The sequence below is a fragment of the Microcella sp. genome (assembly GCF_019739195.1).
Classification (GTDB): domain Bacteria; phylum Actinomycetota; class Actinomycetes; order Actinomycetales; family Microbacteriaceae; genus Microcella.
In genome coordinates, this window is the sequence record NZ_JAHHDS010000003.1 from 1530443 (window position 1) to 1549253 (window position 18811).

An 18811-nucleotide genomic window follows, 5' to 3' on the forward strand; every position below is an offset into this window, starting at 1 on the left:
CCTGACTGGAGGACACCGTGAGCGTCTCCGAGTTCCCCCTCCCCGATGTCGGGGAAGGCCTCACCGAGGCCGAGATCGTGTCGTGGCGCGTCAAGCCCGGCGACACTGTGACCATCAACCAGGTGCTCGTCGAGATCGAGACGGCGAAGTCGCTCGTCGAGCTGCCGTCGCCGTTCGCGGGCACGGTCGACGCGCTGCTGGTCGACGAGGGCCAGACCGTCGAGGTCGGCACGCCGATCATCACGGTGCGGGGGGATGCTGATCTCGCGTCGCCCGACACCGGTGCCGCCGACGGCGTCGCCGACACCGCCTCGAGCATCGCGAGCGAGGCCGAGCCGTCGACGTCGGGCGCCGTGCTTGTCGGCTACGGCTCGAAGGGGCACGTCGCTTCGCGCCGTACGCGGGGTCGACCCGCCGTGCCCGCCGAGACCGCCCCGCCCGCCGCGGCCCCGCGTCTGGCTTCGGTACCGGCTGCCGATTCGGGCCCGGTCATCGCGAAGCCGCCCATCCGCAAGCTCGCGAAAGACCTCGATGTCGACCTCTCGGCGGTCACCGCCACGGGCCTCGCGGGTGAGATCACGCGCGACGACGTCATCCGTCACGCGCAGCAGGCGAGCGTGTTCCGCAACATTCAGACGCCCGCCTGGCCGAACGAGCGCGAAGACCGCATCCCCGTCAAGGGCGTGCGCAAGGCGATCGCCGCTGGCATGGTGAAGAGCGCCTTCAGCGCCCCGCACGTCGGGCTGTTCGTCGACGTCGACGCGACCCGCACGATGGAGTTCGTCAAGCGACTTAAGGCGAGCCCCGACTTCGCGGGCATCAAGGTTTCGCCGCTGCTGATCATGGCGAAGGCGATGATCTGGGCCGTGCGCCGCAACCCCACGGTCAACTCGACCTGGACCGACACCGAGATCATCGTGCACCACTTCGTCAACTTCGGCTTCGCGGCGGCGACCCCCCGCGGGCTCGTCGTGCCGAACATCAAGAACGCGCAAGATCTCAGCCTGCGCGAGCTCGCCCAGGCGATCGAGGCCATGACCATCACGGCGCGTGACGGCAAGCTGCAGCCCGCCGACATGGCCGACGGCACGATCACGATCACGAACATCGGCGTCTTCGGCATGGATACCGGCACGCCGATCTTGAACCCCGGCGAGGTCGCGATCGTCGCGCTCGGCACGATCAAGCAGAAGCCGTGGGTCGTCGACGGCGAGGTGCGCCCGCGCTTCGTCACGACGCTCGGCGCCTCGTTCGACCACCGCGTCGTCGACGGCGACGTGGCGAGCCGCTTCTTGGCCGATGTCGCGAGCGTGATCGAAGAGCCCGCGCTGCTGCTCGACTGATCTAGCTCGTCGGCATCGGCTCGAGAATCACGACCGGTATCTCGCGCTCGGTCTTGCGCTGGTACGCGGCGTACCCGCTGTAGGCCTCGACCGCGAGCGGCCACAGCCGGGCGCGCTCGTCGCGATCCGCGGTGCGCGCCCGATACGGCGACGGATGCTCGCCCCACCGCGCCACCTGCACGCTCGGCTCGGCCAGCAGGTTGAGGTACCACGCCGGTTGCAGGTCGTCGCCACCCCGGCTCGCGATGACGACCAGCCGTTCGCCGCTCTGACGGTCGGGCATCGGCTCGCGGTGCGGAACGGTGAGGATCGTCGTGCGCGGCAGGCCGCTCGACCTGCCTATGGTGGTGAGCTCGACCACGGGCATTCCCCCGAGCCGGCGCCCGAGCCGACCGCCACTCAGCCGCAGCACGGCGCGGTGCAGCCCGGTCATGGTGAGCATCGAGCGACGGTTCGACATGGCGGCACGCTAGCGGGGCATCCTGAGGCGTAGCCGCAGCGCGGGCCTTATTGAGAATCGTTTTGACAATCATTCTCGATAAGCTCTAGCATCGAGCCATGACCTACCGCCGCTCTCTACCCGCACTGCTCGTCGCCGCCACCGCCGGTCTCGCCCTCACGGGATGCGCCGCACCCGCACCGGAAGCGACCGGCATCTCCGTCGTCGCCTCGACCAACGTCTACGGCGACATTGCCGCCTCGATCGCCGGCGACTTCGCCACGGTCACGAGCATCATCAGCTCAGCCGCTATCGACCCGCACAGCTACGAGGCGAACGCGCAAGACCAGCTCGCTATCGCCGGTGCCGATGTCGTCATCGAGAACGGCGGGGGCTACGACCCCTTCGTTGACGTGCTCATTGACGGCTCTGGCTCGACCGCCCTGGTCGTCAACGCCGTTGAGGTGGCGGGGCTCGAGATCGAGGAGCACGGTCACAGCGACGAAGAGGCGCATGCAGAAGAAGAGGCGCATGCAGAAGACGAGGCGCACGCCGAAGACGAGGCAGACGCCCACTCTGAAGAGGGCGACGACCACGGTCACCTCGACGGCGCCAACGAGCACGTCTGGTACGACATTCACGTCATGGGCGATGTCGCCGCGGCGATCGCCGAGGCGCTCTCGACCGTCGACGCCGACAACGCCGAGGCCTACGCGCAGAACCTCAGCGACTTCGAAGCCGAGCTCGAGACCCTCGAGGCCGAGCTCGAGGTGCTCGCGAGCGAGCTCGGTGGCGGCATGGTCGCCTCGACCGAGCCGGTTCCGGCCTACCTGCTGGCCGAACTCGGTTTCGACGACGAGACCCCCGAAGCGTTTCTCGAGGCGATCGAAGAGGGTGCTGATGTGCCGCCGCTCGCACTGCAGCAGACGCTCGACATGATCGAGGCGGGCGACGTGCGACTGCTCGCCTACAACGAGCAGACTGCGAGCCCCGAGACCGAGCGCGTGCGCGCGGCCGCCGAGGCGGCGGGCATTCCCGTGGTCTCATTCGTCGAAACCCTGCCTGACGGTGAAGACTACGTCTCGTGGATGCGCGCGAACCTCGAGGCCGTGAGCGGGGCACTGACGGCCGCGTGACGGCTCGCGACGATGTGACCGACCCCGCCCCGGTGCTGAGCATTCGGGGCGGGGCTCTCGGCTTCGGCGACCGCGCACTCTGGAGCGGGCTCGACCTCGACGTGCAGCCCGGCGAGTTCATCGCCGTGCTCGGCGGAAACGGAACGGGCAAGACGAGCCTGCTACGCGCCATGCTCGGCGAGCAGCGGCTCGACGCCGGCGCGGTGCTCGTCGACGGGCATCCGGCACATCGCGGTCATCGCCGCATCGGGTACATTCCCCAGCAGAAGATCGTCGCCCCTGGCACTCCCCTGCGAGGCCGCGATCTCGTCATGCTCGGCGTCAACGGTCAGCGCTTTGGGCCTCCGATCACGCGGCGCGACGATCGTGCGGCGGTGGATGCTCTGCTGACGGCAGTCGGCGCCGAGTCGTTCGCCGACCAGCCGCTCGGCAGCCTGTCGGGCGGCGAGCAGCAGCGCTTGCGCGTTGCCCAGGCGCTCGCCGACGACCCCAACCTGCTGCTGTGCGACGAACCGCTCATGAGCCTCGACCTTCAGCATCAGCGTGCCGTCAGCGAGCTCATCGACCGTCGGCGGCGCCAGCACGGCACGGCCGTCATTTTCGTGACGCACGACATCAACCCGGTGCTGGGCATGGTCGACCGGGTGCTCTACCTCGCCCAGGGCCGCTTCACGATCGGCACACCTGACGAGGTGCTGCGCGACGACGTGCTCTCGCGCCTGTACGGAACCCCGGTCGAAGTGTTCCGCTCGCGCGGCCGGGTCGTCGTCGTCGGTGCACCCGAGGCCGAGCACCACCACGAGGTGATCGCGTGACCTTCGTCGACCCCGCCACCTACCTACAGCTGCTCGCGCTCGTGCAGAACTCGATCATCGCCGCGGCCGTGCTCGGCATCGTCGGCGGTCTCATCGGGGTGTTCGTGATGCAGCGCGACATGGCGTTCGCCGTGCACGGCATCAGCGAGCTGTCGTTCGCGGGCGCCGCGGCGGCGCTGCTGCTGGGCATCAATGTCGTGGCCGGATCGATCGTGGGCTCGCTCATCGCTGCGGCGCTGATCGGCGTGCTCGGCGCCAAGGCCCGCGATCGCAACTCGATCATCGGGGTGCTCATGCCGTTCGGCCTCGGTCTCGGCATTCTGTTCCTGGCCCTCTACCCGGGACGCAGCGGTAACAAGTTCGGCCTACTCACCGGGCAGATCATCAGTGTCGACCTTCCTCAACTCGGGCTGCTCATCGCGATCAGCATCGTCGTGCTCATCTCGCTGCTCATCGTCTGGCGGCCGCTCACCTTCGACAGCCTCGACCCCGAGGTGGCGAGCGCCCGCGGGGTGCCGAGCCGAGCCCTCAGCTTCGTGTTCATGACTCTTCTCGGTCTCACGGTGGCCGTGTCGGTGCAGATCATCGGGGCGCTGCTCGTGCTCGCGCTGCTCGTGACACCTGCCGCTGCGGCGTTGCGGGTCTCAGCGTCACCGGTGCTCGTGCCGATTCTCAGCATGGTCTTCGGCCTCGTCTCGGCGGTCGGCGGAATCCTGCTCGCGCTCGGCGGCTCCCTGCCGATAAGCCCGTACATCACGACGATCTCGTTCGCGATCTACGTCGTCTGCCGGGTCGTGGGTTCGCGTCGCGGTTCGGTGAAGGCGAGATCTGCTCTGGCTGAGGCGGCCGATGTGAGGGCGGCATGAAGCGCAATACGTGGCAGCGTGAGGCCGTGCGCACGGCTCTCAGCGAGAACGAGAATTTCGTCAGTGCTCAGGCCCTCCACGGGGCCCTGCGAGAGTCGGGCTCGAGCATTGGGCTCGCGACCGTCTACCGGGCCCTCGCCGACCTCGCGGATGAGGGCGAGGCCGACTCGCTGCAGCAGGAGGGTGAGGCGCTCTACCGCGCCTGCACGCCCGGCAGCCACCATCACCACCTCATCTGCCGCAACTGCGGTCTCACAGTCGAGATCGAGGCGACGGCGGTCGAAGACTGGGCGCGCCAGGTGGCGTCGCAGCATGGATTCACCAGGGCTGAGCACGTCGTCGACGTCTTCGGCCTGTGCGAGCGTTGTTCCAAATTGCAGGCCGGCCCCTCTTCGTCGTAAGCTAGGGGTTTGTGTTGAGCGGCCATCCGCTCTTCTTGTACGCGCTCTCGCCCTTCCAGTGTCATCGGAAGGACCAGCGGGTGTCTGCGTGCCGACAAGTGACCTTGGGTACGGCGCTCGCCGTACGGTAACCACATATTGGAGGAACCATGGCAGCCGTCTGCCAGGTGACCGGAGCCGTTCCCGGCTTTGGGCACAACATCTCGCACTCGCACCGGCGCACCAAGCGCCGTTTCGATCCGAACATTCAGAAGAAGACGTACTTCGTGCCGTCGCTTCGCCGCAATGTGACCCTCACCCTGTCGGCCAAGGGCATCAAGACCATTGATGCTCGCGGTATCGAGTCGGTCGTCAAAGACCTGCTCGCTCGTGGGGTGAAGATCTAGTGGCCAAGCAGCAGGACGTCCGTCCGATCATCAAGCTCAAGTCGACCGCCGGTACCGGGTACACCTACGTGACCCGCAAGAACCGTCGCAACGACCCCGACCGCCTCGTGCTCAAGAAGTACGACCCGGTCGTCCGCAAGCACGTCGAATTCCGCGAGGAGCGCTAAGTCATGGCCAAGAAGAGCAAGATCGCGCGCAACGAGCAGCGCAAGGTCGTCGTCGAGCGATACGCCGCGAAGCGACTCGAACTGAAGAAGGCCCTCGTCGACCCGAACGGCACCGACGAGTCGCGCGAGGCTGCCCGCAAGGGTCTGCAGAAGCTGCCCCGCAACGCCTCGCCCGTGCGCGTGCGTTCACGCGATGCCGTCGACGGCCGTCCCCGTGGTGTGCTGACGAAGTTCGGCATCTCGCGTGTGCGGTTCCGCGACATGGCGCACCGCGGCGAGCTGCCCGGCATCACCAAGTCGAGCTGGTAGTCAGAACAGTCTGCGAAGGCGGGGTCCCCGAGCCGGGGTACCCCGCCTTTCGCGTTCTCGACCGCGGAATCCCCAGTTTCGGCGCACCGAGGTGAATTGCCCGGAAACACGCGGGTCTGCTGATACCGTCAAGGCGGTTCGCAGTCATTCATGACTCGCGAATTATCACCACCAACGTTGAGGTCCGAGGAGGACACCATGAACCGTTCCGAGCTTGTCGCCGCTGTGGCCGCTGAGTCGGGCCTGAGCCAGGCAGATGTGAACCGCACCGTCGACGCACTCTTCTCGGTCGTCTCGGGCGCCGTCGCGTCGGGCACCAAGGTCTCGATCCCGGGCTGGATCTCGTTCGAGCAGACGCACCGCAAGGCGCGCACCGGCCGCAACCCCCAGACGGGTGCGACGATTCAGATCGCCGCGTCGAACGGCGTGAAGGTCAGCGCCGGTAGCAAGCTGAAGGCTGCTGCCAAGTAGTCTTCGGTCTCGCACCGCTGTGAGGGCGGCTTCCCGTTTCGACGGGGGGTCGCCCTTCGCGCATTCCGGATGCTCAGCCGAAGCCCCCGCACAGCACCGTCGCCTACCCTGAGATCGTGACCACGACTGCTCCGGCGACCCGCACTACTGCGCTGCCCTGGGCTCTCGTCGGCACCGCATCGCTCGTGTCGGGCGCGATCGTCGCCTTGCTCATCGGGCTCGCGATCGGGGGCGGCGCCGACGCCCCCCTCGCCATCGACCCCGGGGCGATCGTGCGGTACGGCCTGCCGATCGCGAAGATCGCCTCGACGCTGGGTGCCGCCGGCACCATCGGTGGCCTGCTGCTCGCACTGCTCGCGCTGAGCCCGACGCGCGCCGAGTTCTCGAGGGCCCTCGACGTGGCCGCCGCCTCGGCCGCGGTCTGGACCATCGCAGCGGTCGCGACGGGCTTCTTCACTTTCATGAGCGTCTACAACGAGCCGCTCTCGATCGATGAGCGGTTCGGCGCACTGCTCGGGGCGTACTTCAGCACCACCGACCTCGGGCAGGCCTGGCTCTCGACGGCGCTCTTGGCCGCGGTCGTGACGGTGCTGTGCTTCGCCGTGCGCAGCCCCGCGCTGCTCGCGGGCGTTGCCGCGATCGCCGCGGCCGCCCTGTGGCCGGTCGCGCAGACCGGTCACACCGGCGGCACCGCCGACCACGATGCCGCCGTCACCGCGGTCTACCTGCACAGCGTGTTCGCGGCCGTCTGGATCGGCGGGCTGCTGGTGATCGCGACACTGCGCCCGGTGCTCGACGAGCGCCTCACGGTCGTGCTTCGGCGTTATTCGACGGTCGCACTCATCTCGTTCATCGTCGTGGCGGCATCCGGACTCGTGAGCGCGCAGCTGCGCGTCGGCGGCCTCGAGGCGCTGGCGACTCCTTACGGGCTCCTCGTGATCGCGAAGGTCGTCGCCCTCATCGGGCTGGGCGCCTTCGGCGCGTACTACCGACTGCGCATGATCGCGCGCATGGAGCGCGACGACCGCGGGCGCAGCGCCTTCTGGATCATCGTGGCGGCCGAGCTCGCGCTCATGGGTGCCGCCGCCGGGCTCGCCACGGCGCTCGCGCGCACGGCCACCCCGGTGCCGCAGGTGCCCGTCGATCAACTAGCCGACCCGTCTCCGGCAGAGATTCTCACGGGCGCGCCCCTGCCGCCGGCCTTCGAGCCGTGGCGCCTTGCGACCGAGTGGGATCTCAACCTGCTGTGGGCGCTCATCGCAGTGTTCGGCGCCTTCTTCTACCTCGCGGGCGCTGCGCGCCTGCATCGCCGAGGAGACGCGTGGCCCCTGCACCGCACGATTCTCTTCACGCTCGGCATGCTGTCGCTCGTGCTCGTGACGAGCAGCGGCCTCGCTGTGTACGAGCGCTACCTGTTCAGCGTCCACATGCTCGGCCACATGGTGCTCAGCATGGGCATTCCCGTGATGCTCGTGCTGGGGGCGCCCGTGACGCTCGCGTCGCGGGCCATCCACGCCCGCACAGACGGTTCGCGGGGCCCGCGCGAATGGATTCTCGCCATCGTGCACTCGCGCTTCGCGGGCATCATGGGGCACCCGCTCGTCGCCTCGGTCGTCTTTGCGGTGTCGCTGCTGGTGTTCTACTACTCGCCGCTGTTCTCGTGGGCGGTGAGCGACCACCTCGGGCACCAGTGGATGATTCTGCACTTCTTGCTCAGCGGCTACCTGTTCGTCAACGCGCTCATCGGCGTCGACCCGTCGCCGTACCGGCCGGTGTACCCGATCCGGCTCATCATCCTGCTCGCGACCATGGCGTTCCATGCGTTCTTCGGGCTCTCGCTCATCACGGGCACCGGGCTGCTGCTGCCCGAGTGGTTCGGCGCGATGGGGCGCGAGTGGGGGCAGACGCCGCTCGCTGATCAGCAGACTGGCGGCGGCATCGCCTGGAGCGTCGGCGAGATTCCCACCCTGGTGCTGGCGATGCTCGTGGTCTGGTCGTGGAGCCGAGCCGACGGCCGCGAGTCGAAACGTCGCGATCGGCAGGCTGATCGTGACGGCGATGCCGACCTGGCGGCCTGGAACGCGATGCTCGCCGAGCGAGCCGAGCGCCAGAAGGTCGATCAGCCGGGCGGCGGATAGATCGTCAGCTCAGGGCCATCGTCAGTGATCACGACCTCCCCGCCGAGGTTTGCCGTGACTGTCTCGTCGAGATCGCTCACGAGTCCGTCGCGCAGGCGTTGCACCTGCACCGTCAGTCGCAGCTCGGCCTCGCCGACCACGGCCCACGTTCCGGGTGACCGCCCCGCGACGATCTCGATGTCGGGCGGCGACGTGAGCTGCCAGGTCGGCCGATCGACAACGCGTTCCGTCACCGAACGCCCGAACGGGCACCCGGTGGGCAGCAGCACGCGCTGCTCGGTGCAGGCGATGAGGAACGACTCGAACTCGACAGCGACGTCGCGCGTCAAGAGAGCGGTGGGTTTCGCCTCGAGCACGATCGCCGTCGGGGTCGAACCGTTGACGCGACGCGAGACCGCGTCTGCCTGCACGTGTGGGTCGACGACGCGAGCCGTGACGCGGCTCGGCACGAAGACCGCGAGAGACACGGCCTCGCCCGCCTCGGGGGTCTGTACGATCTGACCGTTCACCCGCAGACGATCATGCTGGTCGACCTCGACGGATGCGCTGTCGATCGGCGAGCGAGCGAACTGCCAGACCGGCACGATGCCGAGATGCGCGGGGCCGGGCGTGAGCAAGAACACCGCCGTGACCGCATCCTGCTCTGTGCCGTACTCGGCGATCACCCGCGCGTCGCCGTCGGTGCTGTCGGTGCGTTCGATGATGCGCACGATGCTCGGTTCGCCGTCGTCTCCGAGGGGCAGCGCGTCGCCGTCCGGCACTCCCGCGAGTCGCGCTGCGGCGACGAGGTCGTCGGCGGCGAGCGCCTCTAGGTAGCGCAGCACATGCGCTTCAGGAGTGGCCGTCGCGACCACGGCGAGCGCGAACGACGCCGCGCCCAGGCCGAGCACTGCGGCGGCGGCTCCTCCCCAGAGCTGGGCTTCGCGTCTCATGCGGTCAGCCTAGGCGCGCGCGTCGACGACCACCCGGGGGTCGCGCCAGGCTGTCGAGGTGCCACGGCTACAGTGGAGGATCGTCGGCCGATCGCCGACGGGTCAGGAGACGCATGACGATGCAGGCCGAGGGTCGCACCGCGCCCGACGGCACGCCTCTCAGCCCCGAGCAGTCGGCTGTGCTCGACCTCATCGAGTCGACGCGCGAGCACGTCTTCGTGACGGGTCGCGCCGGCACGGGCAAGTCGACCCTGCTCGAGTCGTTCATCGCTGCGACCGACCGCCAGGTCGTCGTCTGCGCCCCCACGGGTGTGGCGGCGCTCAATGTCGGCGGGCAGACCATCCACTCGCTCTTCCGGCTGCCGATCGGGCTCATCGCCGATCATGATTTCGACGACCCACCCGAGCTGCGTCGCCTGCTCGCCTCGATCGACACGGTCGTCATCGACGAGGTCTCGATGGTGAGCGCCGACCTCATGGATGCGATCGATCGACGCCTGCGCCAGGCCCGTGCGCGCCGTCACGAGCCGTTCGGCGGCGTGCAGGTCGTGCTCTTCGGCGACCCGTACCAGCTCGCGCCCGTGCCCGGCCGCGATGAGGGCGAGCGTGCGTACTACGCCGACCACTACCGCTCGATGTGGTTCTTCGATGCTTCGGTGTGGAACGAGGCCTCCTTACGCATCGTCGAGCTGCAGACGATTCATCGGCAGCACGACGCTGACTTCCGGGCCATGCTCACCGCCGTGCGCCACGGCACGGTGACCCCCGAGATCGGCTGGGCGCTCAACGAGGCGGGTGCGCGCCCCGCGCCGAGCGAGGGCGTGCTGACCCTGGCGACGACGAACGCGACCGTGACGCGCATCAATATGGATGCCCTCCGCCGCTTGCCCGGAGAACCGAAGACGGCTCGGGCCGACGTGCAGGGCGAGTTCGGGCCGAAGGGCGGCTACCCCGCCGACGAAGAGCTGCAGCTCAAGATCGGTGCGCAGGTCATGTTCTTGCGCAATGACACCGGGGGTGATGGCACCCCGCGCTGGGTCAACGGCTCGCTCGGCACCGTCGAGCGCATCGGTCGCACGGTCTTCGTCGAGGTCGACGGCGTGAGCCACGAGGTCGTGCCGGCCACGTGGGAGAAGTACCGCTACACCTATTCGAGCGCGACGAAGCGGGTCTCGAAAGACATCGTGGCCGAATTCACCCAGTTTCCGTTGCGCCTGGCCTGGGCGGTGACGATTCACAAGTCGCAGGGCTCGACCTACGACGCGGCGATCGTCGACCTCGGCCCGCGAGCCTTCGCGCCGGGGCAGACGTATGTGGCGCTCAGCCGCATCCGCTCGCTCGACGGCCTGCACCTGGCACGCCCGCTGCGGCCGAGTGACATCATCGTCGACGAGAACGTGCGGCGCTTCATGGCCGACGTCGAGCCGCTCATCGGCCGGGCGGTCGCTCAGTCGGTGTAGCCCTCGTGCCCACTGTGGTCACCGAAGACGACGGCCCGTTCGACCTCGACGACCTCGGGCGCGACGCTCGGTGCCGGCAGCGTGGCAGCGACCGAGGGCGTGACGACGAGCACCGTCAGTGCGGCGGAGGCCGCCAGGGCGATCGCGGCGCGGGCCGGGCGCACGCGGGCCCCCACCCGCGTGCGCCGCGCATCCGCCCCCGCGAATGCAGCCCCGGCCAGCCCCAGAATCGATGCTCCGACGAGCGGAGCGGTCGCGAGCGCACTCGCGATCGCCGGTGAATCGGCGGTGACGGCGACCAGCAGCAACGTCGCCCACAGCAGCACCGGTGCCACGAGCACCAGTGCGACCGTGCGTGCGGCGGGGAGCCATCGGGCGGCGAGTGCGGCCCCCACCGCGATCGCCAGCTCGATGGCTGCCACCACCCAGAGAACAGCGCCGACGCTCCCCGACGTCGTCGTGAGAGCAGCGGCGGCGTGAATGACGGCGGCCCCCACCGCTGCCATGGTCACGAGTGCCCGGTTCACTGCGGTTCTCATTTCTCCCCCTTGCGTGTGCATGGAGTTCGGCACCCGGCGCAGAGTGGTTTGGTGGAACTTTCTCAACCCTCATCGCCGCCCTAGGCTGACGCCATGACCCGGCGCTGGTGGCACCTCGACCCGGGCGGAGTGCTCATCGGCCTCGCGCTCGTGGCCCTCTCGCTCACGCCCTCGTTGCTGCCGCGCCCCGCGATTCTGCAGGGGGTGCTCGCGGGCGTCGCGTTCGGCCTCGGGTACATGGTCGGCGCCCTCGTCTGGTGGATCATCCGGTCGTCTCTCGGGTGGCGGCCGACTGCGCGCGTGCGTCGCGCGTTCTGGTGGGGGATGCTCGCTCTCGCCGCGTTCATCATCATCGTGATCGGTCTCGTGGCCGTGGGCTGGCAGAACGAGGTGCGCGCGCTCGTCGAGGTCTCCCCGCTCGACGCGGTCGCGGTCGGCGCCTTCCTCGCCGGTGCGCTCGTCACCGCCGTTCTGCTCGTGGTGATCGGCCGCGGCGTGCGGCGGATGAGCGCCCACCCCGTGCGGCTCGCCGGTCCGGCGATCGGCCTGCTCACGGCGACGGTCGCGGTCGCAGCGGGAGTGCTCGCGCTCGGCATGGTAGTCGTCGCGGCGATCGACGCGATCTACGCCGACCGCAACGGTGCGCCCGATGCCGCGCTCGTCGAGCCCTCGAGCGAGTTCCGCTCGGCCGGGCCCCAGTCGGCCGTCGAGTGGCAGGGCCTCGGCCGGCACGGTGGCACCTTCATCGCGGGCGGCCCGACGGCGGCGCAGATCAGCGAGCAGACGGGTGTCGACGCCCTCGAGCCCATTCGCGTGTACGTGGGGCTCGCTCATGCCGAGACGGTCGTCGAGCGGGCCGAGCTCGCGGTCGCCGAGCTGCGCCGCACGGGCGCGTTCGAGCGCGAGCTACTCGTCGTCGCGACCACGACCGGCTCGGGGTGGCTCGAAGACCAGGGGGTCGACTCGGTCGAGTACCTGCACGCGGGCGACACGGCGATCGTGGCGGTGCAGTACGCCTACACCCCGAGCTGGGTGTCGTTCTTGTTCGATCAGGATGCTCCGATCGGGGCCGCGCAGGCGACCTTCGAGGCGGTCTACGCCGAGTGGTCGAGTCTGCCTGCTGATGATCGCCCTCGGCTCGTGACCTATGGGCTCAGCCTCGGTGCGCACGGCGGGCAGGAGACGTTCGCCGATGTCGACGAGCTGCGCGAGCGCACCGACGGCGCACTCTTCGTGGGCAGCCCGGCGAGCTCGACCATGTGGCGCGAGCTGCAGGCCGCGCGCGACGCCGGCACTCCTGCCTGGCAGCCCGTGCTCGACGGCGGCGCCGAAGTGCGGTGGATGTCGCAGCCGGGTGACACCGAGCGTCTGCCCGGCCCGTGGGCCGAGCCCCGGGTGCTGTACCTGCAGCACGCAACCGACCCGATCACGTGGCTGACGCCTGAGCTGCTGTGGTCACCGCCCGAGTGGCTCGAGCCCGAGCAGCGCGGTGCCGACGTAAGCCCGTCGATGCGCTGGATTCCCGTGGTCACCGGCTTGCAGGTCACGATCGACATGCTCATGGGGCAGAGCGTTCCGGCGCGGCACGGCCACAACTTCGGCGACGTCATGGTCGACGGCTGGCGTGACGTGACCGGTGACGCGGGCCTCACCCCGGCCGCCCTCGACGCCCTGCGAGCCGAGATCGCCAGCTACGCGATCACCGACGAAGACTGAGAGCCCGTCGCCAGCGAAGCGCCGCGACCGCGCTCGTGGCGCGAAGCGCGCTGCGCCGCAGGAGCGGCGGCGCAGCCAGAAATCAACACAGAGGGGATTACGGGAATCGTCCCCACCGCCCCTCCACACGCCGCTTCCCGGCGCGCGGAGCCTCTGGCGGCGTGGGCCCACCCCGCAGACGCGTCAGCGTCTGCGCGTCGAGCATCGTGCCGGGAAACTTTCGGCGGGCCAGAGGGGATGACGGGAATCGAACCCGCGCTATCAGCTTGGGAAGCTGAAGTTCTGCCATTGAACTACATCCCCGCGCTGGAGCTCAGAGCGAAGATCATTTCTGATCTTCGCCGCGACGCCAGCGCTGGTGCCCGTCTTGGGCACCAGGTCGCGTGAGCAGTGTAGCAAGCGTCGCTAGGCTGACCGCATGCTGCTGAGCGACCGCGATATCCGCACTGAACTGTCTTCGGGCCGCATCGGCCTCGACCCGCTCGACCTGGCGATGGTGCAGCCCTCGAGCGTCGACGTGCGGCTCGACTCGCTCTTCCGGCTGTTCGACAACCACAAGTACCCGTTCATCGATCCGGCTGACGAGCAGCCCGAGCTGACGCGCCTGGTCGAGGCGAGGCCCGACGAGCCGTTCATTCTGCACCCGGGCGAGTTCGTGCTCGGTTCGACCTACGAGCAGGTCAGCCTGCCCGATGACGTCGCGGCTCGGCTCGAGGGCAAGAGCTCGCTCGGGCGACTGGGCCTGCTCACCCACTCGACGGCGGGCTTCATCGACCCGGGGTTCACGGGACACGTCACGCTCGAGCTGAGCAACGTCGCGACCCTGCCCATCAAGCTGTGGCCGGGCATGAAGATCGGGCAGCTGTGCTTCTTCCGGCTCAGCTCTCCGGCAGAGAACCCCTATGGCACGGGCGGGTACCTGAACCGCTATCAGGGGCAGCGCGGGCCGACGGCGTCGCGCTCGTGGCAGAACTTCCACCGCACTGAGATCGCACCGACCGCCGAGTAGGCCGGTCGGGCGTCACGCGCCGGCGAGGCTCGCGATGCGCTCGATGAGGTCGCGCGAGCTGAACGGCTTCACGATGTAGTCGTCGGCCCCCGCGGCATAGGCACGATCGATATCGCTCTGCTGCGACTTCGCGGTCAGCATGAGCACCTTGACCTCGTGGTCGGGGTCGTCGACGCGCAGCTTCTCGAGCACGTCGATGCCGCTGACGCGCGGCATCATCCAGTCGAGCACGATGACACCCGGGCGGCGCTCGGCGATCATCTCGAGCGCCGTCTCGCCGTCGGTGGCGCTCTCGACGTCGTGCCCGGCCGCGCGAACTCGGTTCTCGAGCAGCAGCAGCACGTCGGGCTCATCCTCGACGATCAAGATCTGCGCCATGCCACCCCACGTCCCCTCGTGATGTCGATAGTCTCTCACGCAGATCGACGTTCGCCTTATGCGAAGGGACGCCTGTCGCCGAGAGAGGAGTCCGCGTGAGCATCATCGCACGACTCGCCGCCTCCTCCGACGCGGTGCGCCGGGTTGCCATCGCCTTGTTGATCGGGGCCACGGCTGTCGCCGCATACGCGGCGGTCGCGTTCAGCTTCGTTGATCCGGAACTGGCGGCATGGTGGCCGGCGGCCGGCTTCGCTTCGGTGGCCGCGATGCTCGCTCGCGGCCGCGAGAGGTGGCTGGTGCTCCTGCTCGTCGTGGTGGCGACGGGCAGCGGCAATCTGCTGGCCGGCCGCGACCCCCTCTTCGCGGCGCTGCTGGCGGTGGGAAACACCCTCGAGGTGGCGATCATCGCTGCGATGCTGGCGCCGGCTGGGGTGCCTTCCCGGTTGTCGACACTTCTGCACAGTGTGCGCTTCATCGCGGTCGCGTTGCTCGCCGCTGCCGCGACGGGCGCGGCTCTTGCGATCGCGGCAATGCTGTTTCTTCAGCGACCTCTTCTTGAAGGTTTCGCGCAGTTAACCGCGTCGCATGCGTCTGCGACCCTAGTCATGCTGCCCCTCTTCATGGTGCCGATCCCTCAAGGTCTGGGTCGACGCTGGCTAGAAGTCGTGACGCAGTCAACCTTCTTGATCGGCCTGGTCTTGCTCGTGTTCTGGCCTGGCAACACATGGCCGATCGCCTTCCTTCCTGTAGTCGCGTTCCTCTGGTCGGCGTTTCGCTTTCCGATGCTGGTGAGCGCTGCGCAGATGCTCGCCACCGCGGCCGCGGTGATCGTGTTGACGTTGTTGGGGGGAGGACCGTTCGCGCTCGTCGACGACGGTGGCGGGCGCATTCCGGTCGTCTTGATCCAGACCTTTCTTCTCGTCTATGCCATCACCGCACTGCTGACGTGTGCTGCTCGAGCGGACTGGCTTGCCGTGGTCGTTCGGCTGCGAGCGCAAGAAGAGTTGCTGAGAGAGGGAATCGTCGCCGCCGACGCGGGCATCTTCATCGCTGAACGTGCAGAACACGGGTTGCGCGAGGTGGCTCGAAATGATCTCGCGCTTCGCGTCTTCGGCGCGGATGGCCCCCCGTTCGGGATCGCCGCGATCGACCAGCTGGTCAAGAATTCTGACTCTGGCCAAGTTGTCTTCGAGCGCGACGATCGCACGTATGAGGCGTCGATTGCCGAACGAGGTGTGAGCGAAGGACCTGGGCTCGTCACCATCGTGATTTCTGACGTGACCGAGCGCGATGAGCGCGAGCGAGTCGCTCTCGAGAGCGCTGACCAGTTGCGTCGCCTGAACGACCAGAAAGACGACTTCATCTCTGCAGTCAGCCACGAGCTGCGCACGCCGGTGACGAGTATTCTCGGCTTCAGCGAGCAGCTCGAAGCATCGCCTCTGCCCCCCGAGGCTGCGCAGGCCGGTGCGATCATCGCCCGCAACGCGCGCCGACTGGCCGATGTCATCGACGACGTGCTCGAGCTCAGCCGGTTGAGCGCCCTCGGAGGCCCGCGCACGGCGCCCGAGACGATCGACCTCGTGACGCTCGCGGCCGAGTGCGCGCGCGACTCCGAAGGTCTCGTGCTGAGCCGCCGCGTGAGCGTGACCGTGTCGGCACCCGATGGTCCCGTCGTCGTGCGATCGCGCACTCGCGAGCTGGAGCGAGTGTGCGCGAATCTGCTCTCGAACGCGGTCAAGTTCTCGCACGACGACGGAACCGTCACGATCGAAATTCAGCGCGACGGCGAGGGTGCCGTGGTGCACGTCATCGACCACGGGCTCGGCATTCCGGCCGAGCACCGCGACATGGTGTGGGAGCGCTTCGCACGGGCTCCCGTCGACAGCCACCGTGCAGTGCCGGGCACGGGGCTGGGGCTGCCGATCGTCAGGGCACTCGTCGAGACTCGGCTCGGCGGAACCGTGTCGATCACCGAGACCCAAGGCGGAGGAACGACCGCGATTGTTCGCCTGCCCAGCGAGGCTCCGGCGCTATCGTTGGCGCACGAGGGTGATTAAGCCCTCGCACTGAGTCGAGGACGAACGATGGATGCTCGAGGGCTGGCCGCTCGTCTACACGACCTGCCCGCCCTGCCCCGGCGCATCCTCATCGCAGCACTCATCGTCGCCGCGATCGGCGTCGCGCGGCTGAGCCTGTCAGCCATCAGCCCTGACGCCCCGATCGCGCTCTGGTGGCCGGCGATCGGCGTGCTCTTCTTCGCGGTGCTCGCCAGTCGCGGTCGCCGCCTCGCCGTGAGCGGCGTCGTGGCCGTGGCCGTGGCGGTCGGAAACTACCTCGGGGGTCAGCCTCTCGAGCTTTCTCTCGCCTACGGGCTCACCAATGCGATCGAGGTCTGGATCGTCGTGCGTATTCTGACCGGCGGCGCAGCGCACGCCCGGTTCACGACTCTGACGCAGATCGGGCGCTTCTTGATCAGCGTCGCCGTCGGCACGCTGCTCTTCGCTATCTTGACCGCGGGGGCGGCGGCCCTGCTCGCCGGCGCCGAACCGGCGCTCGTCGCCTCATCGCTCATCACCTCGCACGCCAGCGCCTTCTTCGCCATCGGGCCGCTCGCCCTGGTCTCGCCGAGCATTCCGCTGCGGGTGCCTGCGTGGGAGCCCCTCGTGCAGACCCTTGCTCTCGTGTTTCTCACAGTCGTCGTCTTCGCTCTCGCGGGTGGCCTCGCGCTGACGTTCTTGATCATCACGACGCTCATGTGGGGTGCCTATCGACTGCCGCCGATGACCGTCGCGTTGCAGACCGTCGCCCTCGCGGTCGCGGCGACCCTGGCCACCGCTACGGGCATCGGCCCCTTCGCACTACTGCTCGACACCGATCAGCGCGGAGCCATCTTCGCCCTGCAGCTCTTCATCATGACCCATGCCGCCGCCGCCCTGTTCGTCTCGGGCCAGAGCTCCGATTGGAACACTGCCGCAGAAGCCCTCGCTACCCGCGAGCGCGATGCCACGCTGGTGGCCGATGAGCTCTTGCAGCTCAACGCACAGAAAGACGACTTCATCTCGGCCGTCAGCCATGAGCTGCGCACGCCCGTGACGAGCATCTTGGGCTTCGCTGAGCAGCTCGTCGACGCAGACCTCGACCCCGAGACTGATCAAGCCGGGCGCATCATCCACCGCAATGCACGCCGACTCGCCGACGTCATCGAAGACGTTCTCGAGCTCAGTCGCTTGAGCACCTCAGAGGGCAGCACTCGCCCACCCGCCGATCTCGACCTGCGCGAGCTGCTCGACAACTGCATCGACGACACGCTGATTCTCGTGCCGGCGGCGCGCGCCGTCACGGTCGAGCGGCGACTGCCCGACGAGCCGGTGATGATCCACGGCATCGAACCAGATCTCGTGCGGGTCTTCTCGAATCTGCTCACTAATGCCCTCAAGTTCAGCCCCGCCGAGGGCACGGTCGTCGTCACGCTCGATGCACCGCCTGCGTCGGCGTGGCTCGATGTGCGCATCGACGATGAGGGGCCCGGCATTCCGCTGGCTGAGCAGGAGGCGGTCTGGGAGCGCTTCTACCGCGTGCAGACGCCTCAGCACCGCGACGTGCCGGGCACCGGGCTCGGCCTGCCGATCGTGCGCGCGCTCGTTGAGCACCGCATCGGCGGGCAGGTGGCCTTGAGCTCTGATGGCGTGGCCGGCACGAGTGTGGTCGTGCGCATTCCGCGGTCGCCGTTGTCGATCGCTCCGCCGACTCAGTCGGCCGCGCGGTAGTCGCCGGGCCAGGCGGCCAACTGCCAGCCGAGCCAGGGGCTGAACGCGAACGGTGCCGCCTCGACCGAGGCACGCAGTTCAGCGGGGTCGACCCACGCCCACTCGGCGACTTCGTCGTCAGCCGGGGCGACGTCGGTCGCGGCGCGGGCGACGTAGACCGGGCAGATCTCGTTTTCGACGACTCCTGAGGCGTCGACCGCGCGGTAGCGGAACTCGGGCAGGGCGACCTGCACGTCGGTGAGGGCAAGCCCGAGCTCGCGCTGCGCTCGGCGCACGATCGCCTCGACCGTGTCTTCGCCGGGCGCCGGATGCCCGCAGAACGAGTTCGTCCACACTCCCGGCCAGGTGGCCTTGCTCAGTGCCCGACGGGTGACGAGCACGCGGCCGGCTCCATCGAACACGTGGCAGGAGAACGCCAGATGCAGGGGAGTCTCGGTGGTGTGCACGGTCGCCTTGGGGGCCGTACCGATGGCGGTGCCGTCGTCAGACAGCAGCACGACGGTTTCAGGAAGTTCGTTCATGGGCCGCGGTAGTCTGCT

Annotated in this window: 20 protein-coding genes and 1 tRNA gene; 15 read left to right on the forward strand and 6 right to left on the reverse strand. The window is 68.6% G+C overall.

Annotation, left to right across the window (positions count from 1 at the left end; translation table 11 throughout):
• Positions 1 to 17: 17 nt before the first annotated feature.
• Entirely contained in the window at positions 18 to 1343 is a 1326-nt protein-coding gene (locus tag KL788_RS09165; protein WP_293170602.1) for a dihydrolipoamide acetyltransferase family protein, read from the forward strand.
• A gap of 1 nt (position 1344) precedes the next feature.
• Here KL788_RS09165 and KL788_RS09170 read toward each other — a convergent pair whose 3' ends face one another.
• Positions 1345 to 1803 (reverse strand): nitroreductase/quinone reductase family protein, encoded by a 459-nt coding sequence (locus KL788_RS09170; protein WP_293170604.1) that lies wholly within the window; start codon positions 1801 to 1803, stop codon positions 1345 to 1347.
• A gap of 98 nt (positions 1804 to 1901) precedes the next feature.
• Here KL788_RS09170 and KL788_RS09175 point away from each other — a divergent pair, with 98 nt between their 5' ends.
• The 9 genes from KL788_RS09175 to KL788_RS09215 all read left to right on the forward strand — a co-directional run bounded on the left by KL788_RS09175 (position 1902) and on the right by KL788_RS09215 (position 8471).
• The gene (locus KL788_RS09175) at positions 1902 to 2918 is read left to right on the forward strand and encodes a metal ABC transporter solute-binding protein, Zn/Mn family (protein WP_293170606.1); all 1017 of its coding nucleotides are present in this window, start codon (positions 1902 to 1904) and stop codon (positions 2916 to 2918) included.
• Positions 2915 to 3733, forward strand: a complete 819-nt coding sequence (locus KL788_RS09180) for a metal ABC transporter ATP-binding protein (protein ID WP_293170608.1) — start codon at positions 2915 to 2917, stop codon at positions 3731 to 3733. The genes KL788_RS09175 and KL788_RS09180 overlap by 4 nt, the downstream gene beginning before the upstream one ends.
• Entirely contained in the window at positions 3730 to 4599 is an 870-nt protein-coding gene (locus KL788_RS09185) for a metal ABC transporter permease (RefSeq protein ID WP_293170610.1), read from the forward strand. Before KL788_RS09180 ends, KL788_RS09185 begins: the two co-directional genes overlap by 4 nt.
• Entirely contained in the window at positions 4596 to 5000 is a 405-nt protein-coding gene (locus KL788_RS09190) for a Fur family transcriptional regulator (protein WP_293170612.1), read from the forward strand. The genes KL788_RS09185 and KL788_RS09190 overlap by 4 nt, the downstream gene beginning before the upstream one ends.
• Before the next feature lie 149 nt (positions 5001 to 5149).
• Positions 5150 to 5386: a 50S ribosomal protein L28 gene (gene rpmB, locus KL788_RS09195; RefSeq protein WP_293170614.1), complete on the forward strand. Its 237-nt coding sequence runs from the start codon at positions 5150 to 5152 to the stop codon at positions 5384 to 5386.
• A complete protein-coding gene (gene rpmG / locus KL788_RS09200) occupies positions 5386 to 5553 on the forward strand; it encodes a 50S ribosomal protein L33 (protein ID WP_100823747.1) in 168 nt (55 codons plus the stop codon). The genes rpmB and rpmG overlap by 1 nt, the downstream gene beginning before the upstream one ends.
• Positions 5554 to 5556: 3 nt before the next feature.
• Positions 5557 to 5862 (forward strand): 30S ribosomal protein S14, encoded by a 306-nt coding sequence (rpsN, locus tag KL788_RS09205; RefSeq protein ID WP_255160588.1) that lies wholly within the window; start codon positions 5557 to 5559, stop codon positions 5860 to 5862.
• A 198-nt stretch (positions 5863 to 6060) separates the two neighbouring features.
• Positions 6061 to 6333 (forward strand): HU family DNA-binding protein, encoded by a 273-nt coding sequence (locus KL788_RS09210; protein WP_293170619.1) that lies wholly within the window; start codon positions 6061 to 6063, stop codon positions 6331 to 6333.
• Between the two features lie 116 nt (positions 6334 to 6449).
• Entirely contained in the window at positions 6450 to 8471 is a 2022-nt protein-coding gene (locus tag KL788_RS09215; protein ID WP_293170621.1) for a cytochrome c oxidase assembly protein, read from the forward strand.
• On the opposite strand, the gene KL788_RS09220 is transcribed toward KL788_RS09215, so the two are convergent.
• The gene (locus KL788_RS09220; RefSeq protein ID WP_293170623.1) at positions 8453 to 9403 is read right to left on the reverse strand and encodes a hypothetical protein; all 951 of its coding nucleotides are present in this window, start codon (positions 9401 to 9403) and stop codon (positions 8453 to 8455) included. The genes KL788_RS09215 and KL788_RS09220 overlap by 19 nt on opposite strands.
• 113 nt (positions 9404 to 9516) lie before the next feature.
• Here KL788_RS09220 and KL788_RS09225 point away from each other — a divergent pair, with 113 nt between their 5' ends.
• Positions 9517 to 10863 (forward strand): ATP-dependent DNA helicase, encoded by a 1347-nt coding sequence (locus tag KL788_RS09225; protein WP_293170625.1) that lies wholly within the window; start codon positions 9517 to 9519, stop codon positions 10861 to 10863.
• Here KL788_RS09225 and KL788_RS09230 read toward each other — a convergent pair.
• Positions 10851 to 11402 carry a hypothetical protein gene (locus KL788_RS09230; protein WP_293170627.1) on the reverse strand — a complete coding sequence of 184 codons (552 nt, stop codon included), beginning with the start codon at positions 11400 to 11402 and terminating at the stop codon, positions 10851 to 10853. The two genes, KL788_RS09225 and KL788_RS09230, sit on opposite strands and share 13 nt — an antisense overlap.
• Before the next feature lie 93 nt (positions 11403 to 11495).
• Here KL788_RS09230 and KL788_RS09235 point away from each other — a divergent pair, with 93 nt between their 5' ends.
• Entirely contained in the window at positions 11496 to 13118 is a 1623-nt protein-coding gene (locus KL788_RS09235) for an alpha/beta hydrolase (RefSeq protein ID WP_293170628.1), read from the forward strand.
• A gap of 232 nt (positions 13119 to 13350) precedes the next feature.
• On the opposite strand, the gene KL788_RS09240 is transcribed toward KL788_RS09235, so the two are convergent.
• Positions 13351 to 13421 (reverse strand) — tRNA-Gly (locus tag KL788_RS09240).
• Between the two features lie 115 nt (positions 13422 to 13536).
• Between KL788_RS09240 and dcd the strand changes: the two genes are divergently transcribed.
• The gene (gene dcd / locus KL788_RS09245) at positions 13537 to 14127 is read left to right on the forward strand and encodes a dCTP deaminase (protein ID WP_293170630.1); all 591 of its coding nucleotides are present in this window, start codon (positions 13537 to 13539) and stop codon (positions 14125 to 14127) included.
• Positions 14128 to 14139: 12 nt separating this feature from the next.
• On the opposite strand, the gene KL788_RS09250 is transcribed toward dcd, so the two are convergent.
• Positions 14140 to 14505 carry a response regulator transcription factor gene (locus tag KL788_RS09250; RefSeq protein WP_293170632.1) on the reverse strand — a complete coding sequence of 122 codons (366 nt, stop codon included), beginning with the start codon at positions 14503 to 14505 and terminating at the stop codon, positions 14140 to 14142.
• Between the two features lie 95 nt (positions 14506 to 14600).
• On the opposite strand from KL788_RS09250, the gene KL788_RS09255 reads away from it, so the two are divergent.
• On the forward strand, positions 14601 to 16562 hold the full coding sequence (locus KL788_RS09255) for an ATP-binding protein (protein ID WP_293170634.1): 1962 nt from the start codon (positions 14601 to 14603) through the stop codon (positions 16560 to 16562).
• Positions 16563 to 16589: 27 nt separating this feature from the next.
• Positions 16590 to 18272, forward strand: coding sequence for an ATP-binding protein (locus KL788_RS09260; RefSeq protein ID WP_293170636.1), 1683 nt, complete (start codon positions 16590 to 16592; stop codon positions 18270 to 18272).
• Here the strand turns inward: KL788_RS09260 and idi are convergent.
• Positions 18254 to 18793: an isopentenyl-diphosphate Delta-isomerase gene (gene idi, locus KL788_RS09265; RefSeq protein ID WP_293170638.1), complete on the reverse strand. Its 540-nt coding sequence runs from the start codon at positions 18791 to 18793 to the stop codon at positions 18254 to 18256. The two genes, KL788_RS09260 and idi, sit on opposite strands and share 19 nt — an antisense overlap.
• Positions 18794 to 18811 lie beyond the last annotated feature (18 nt).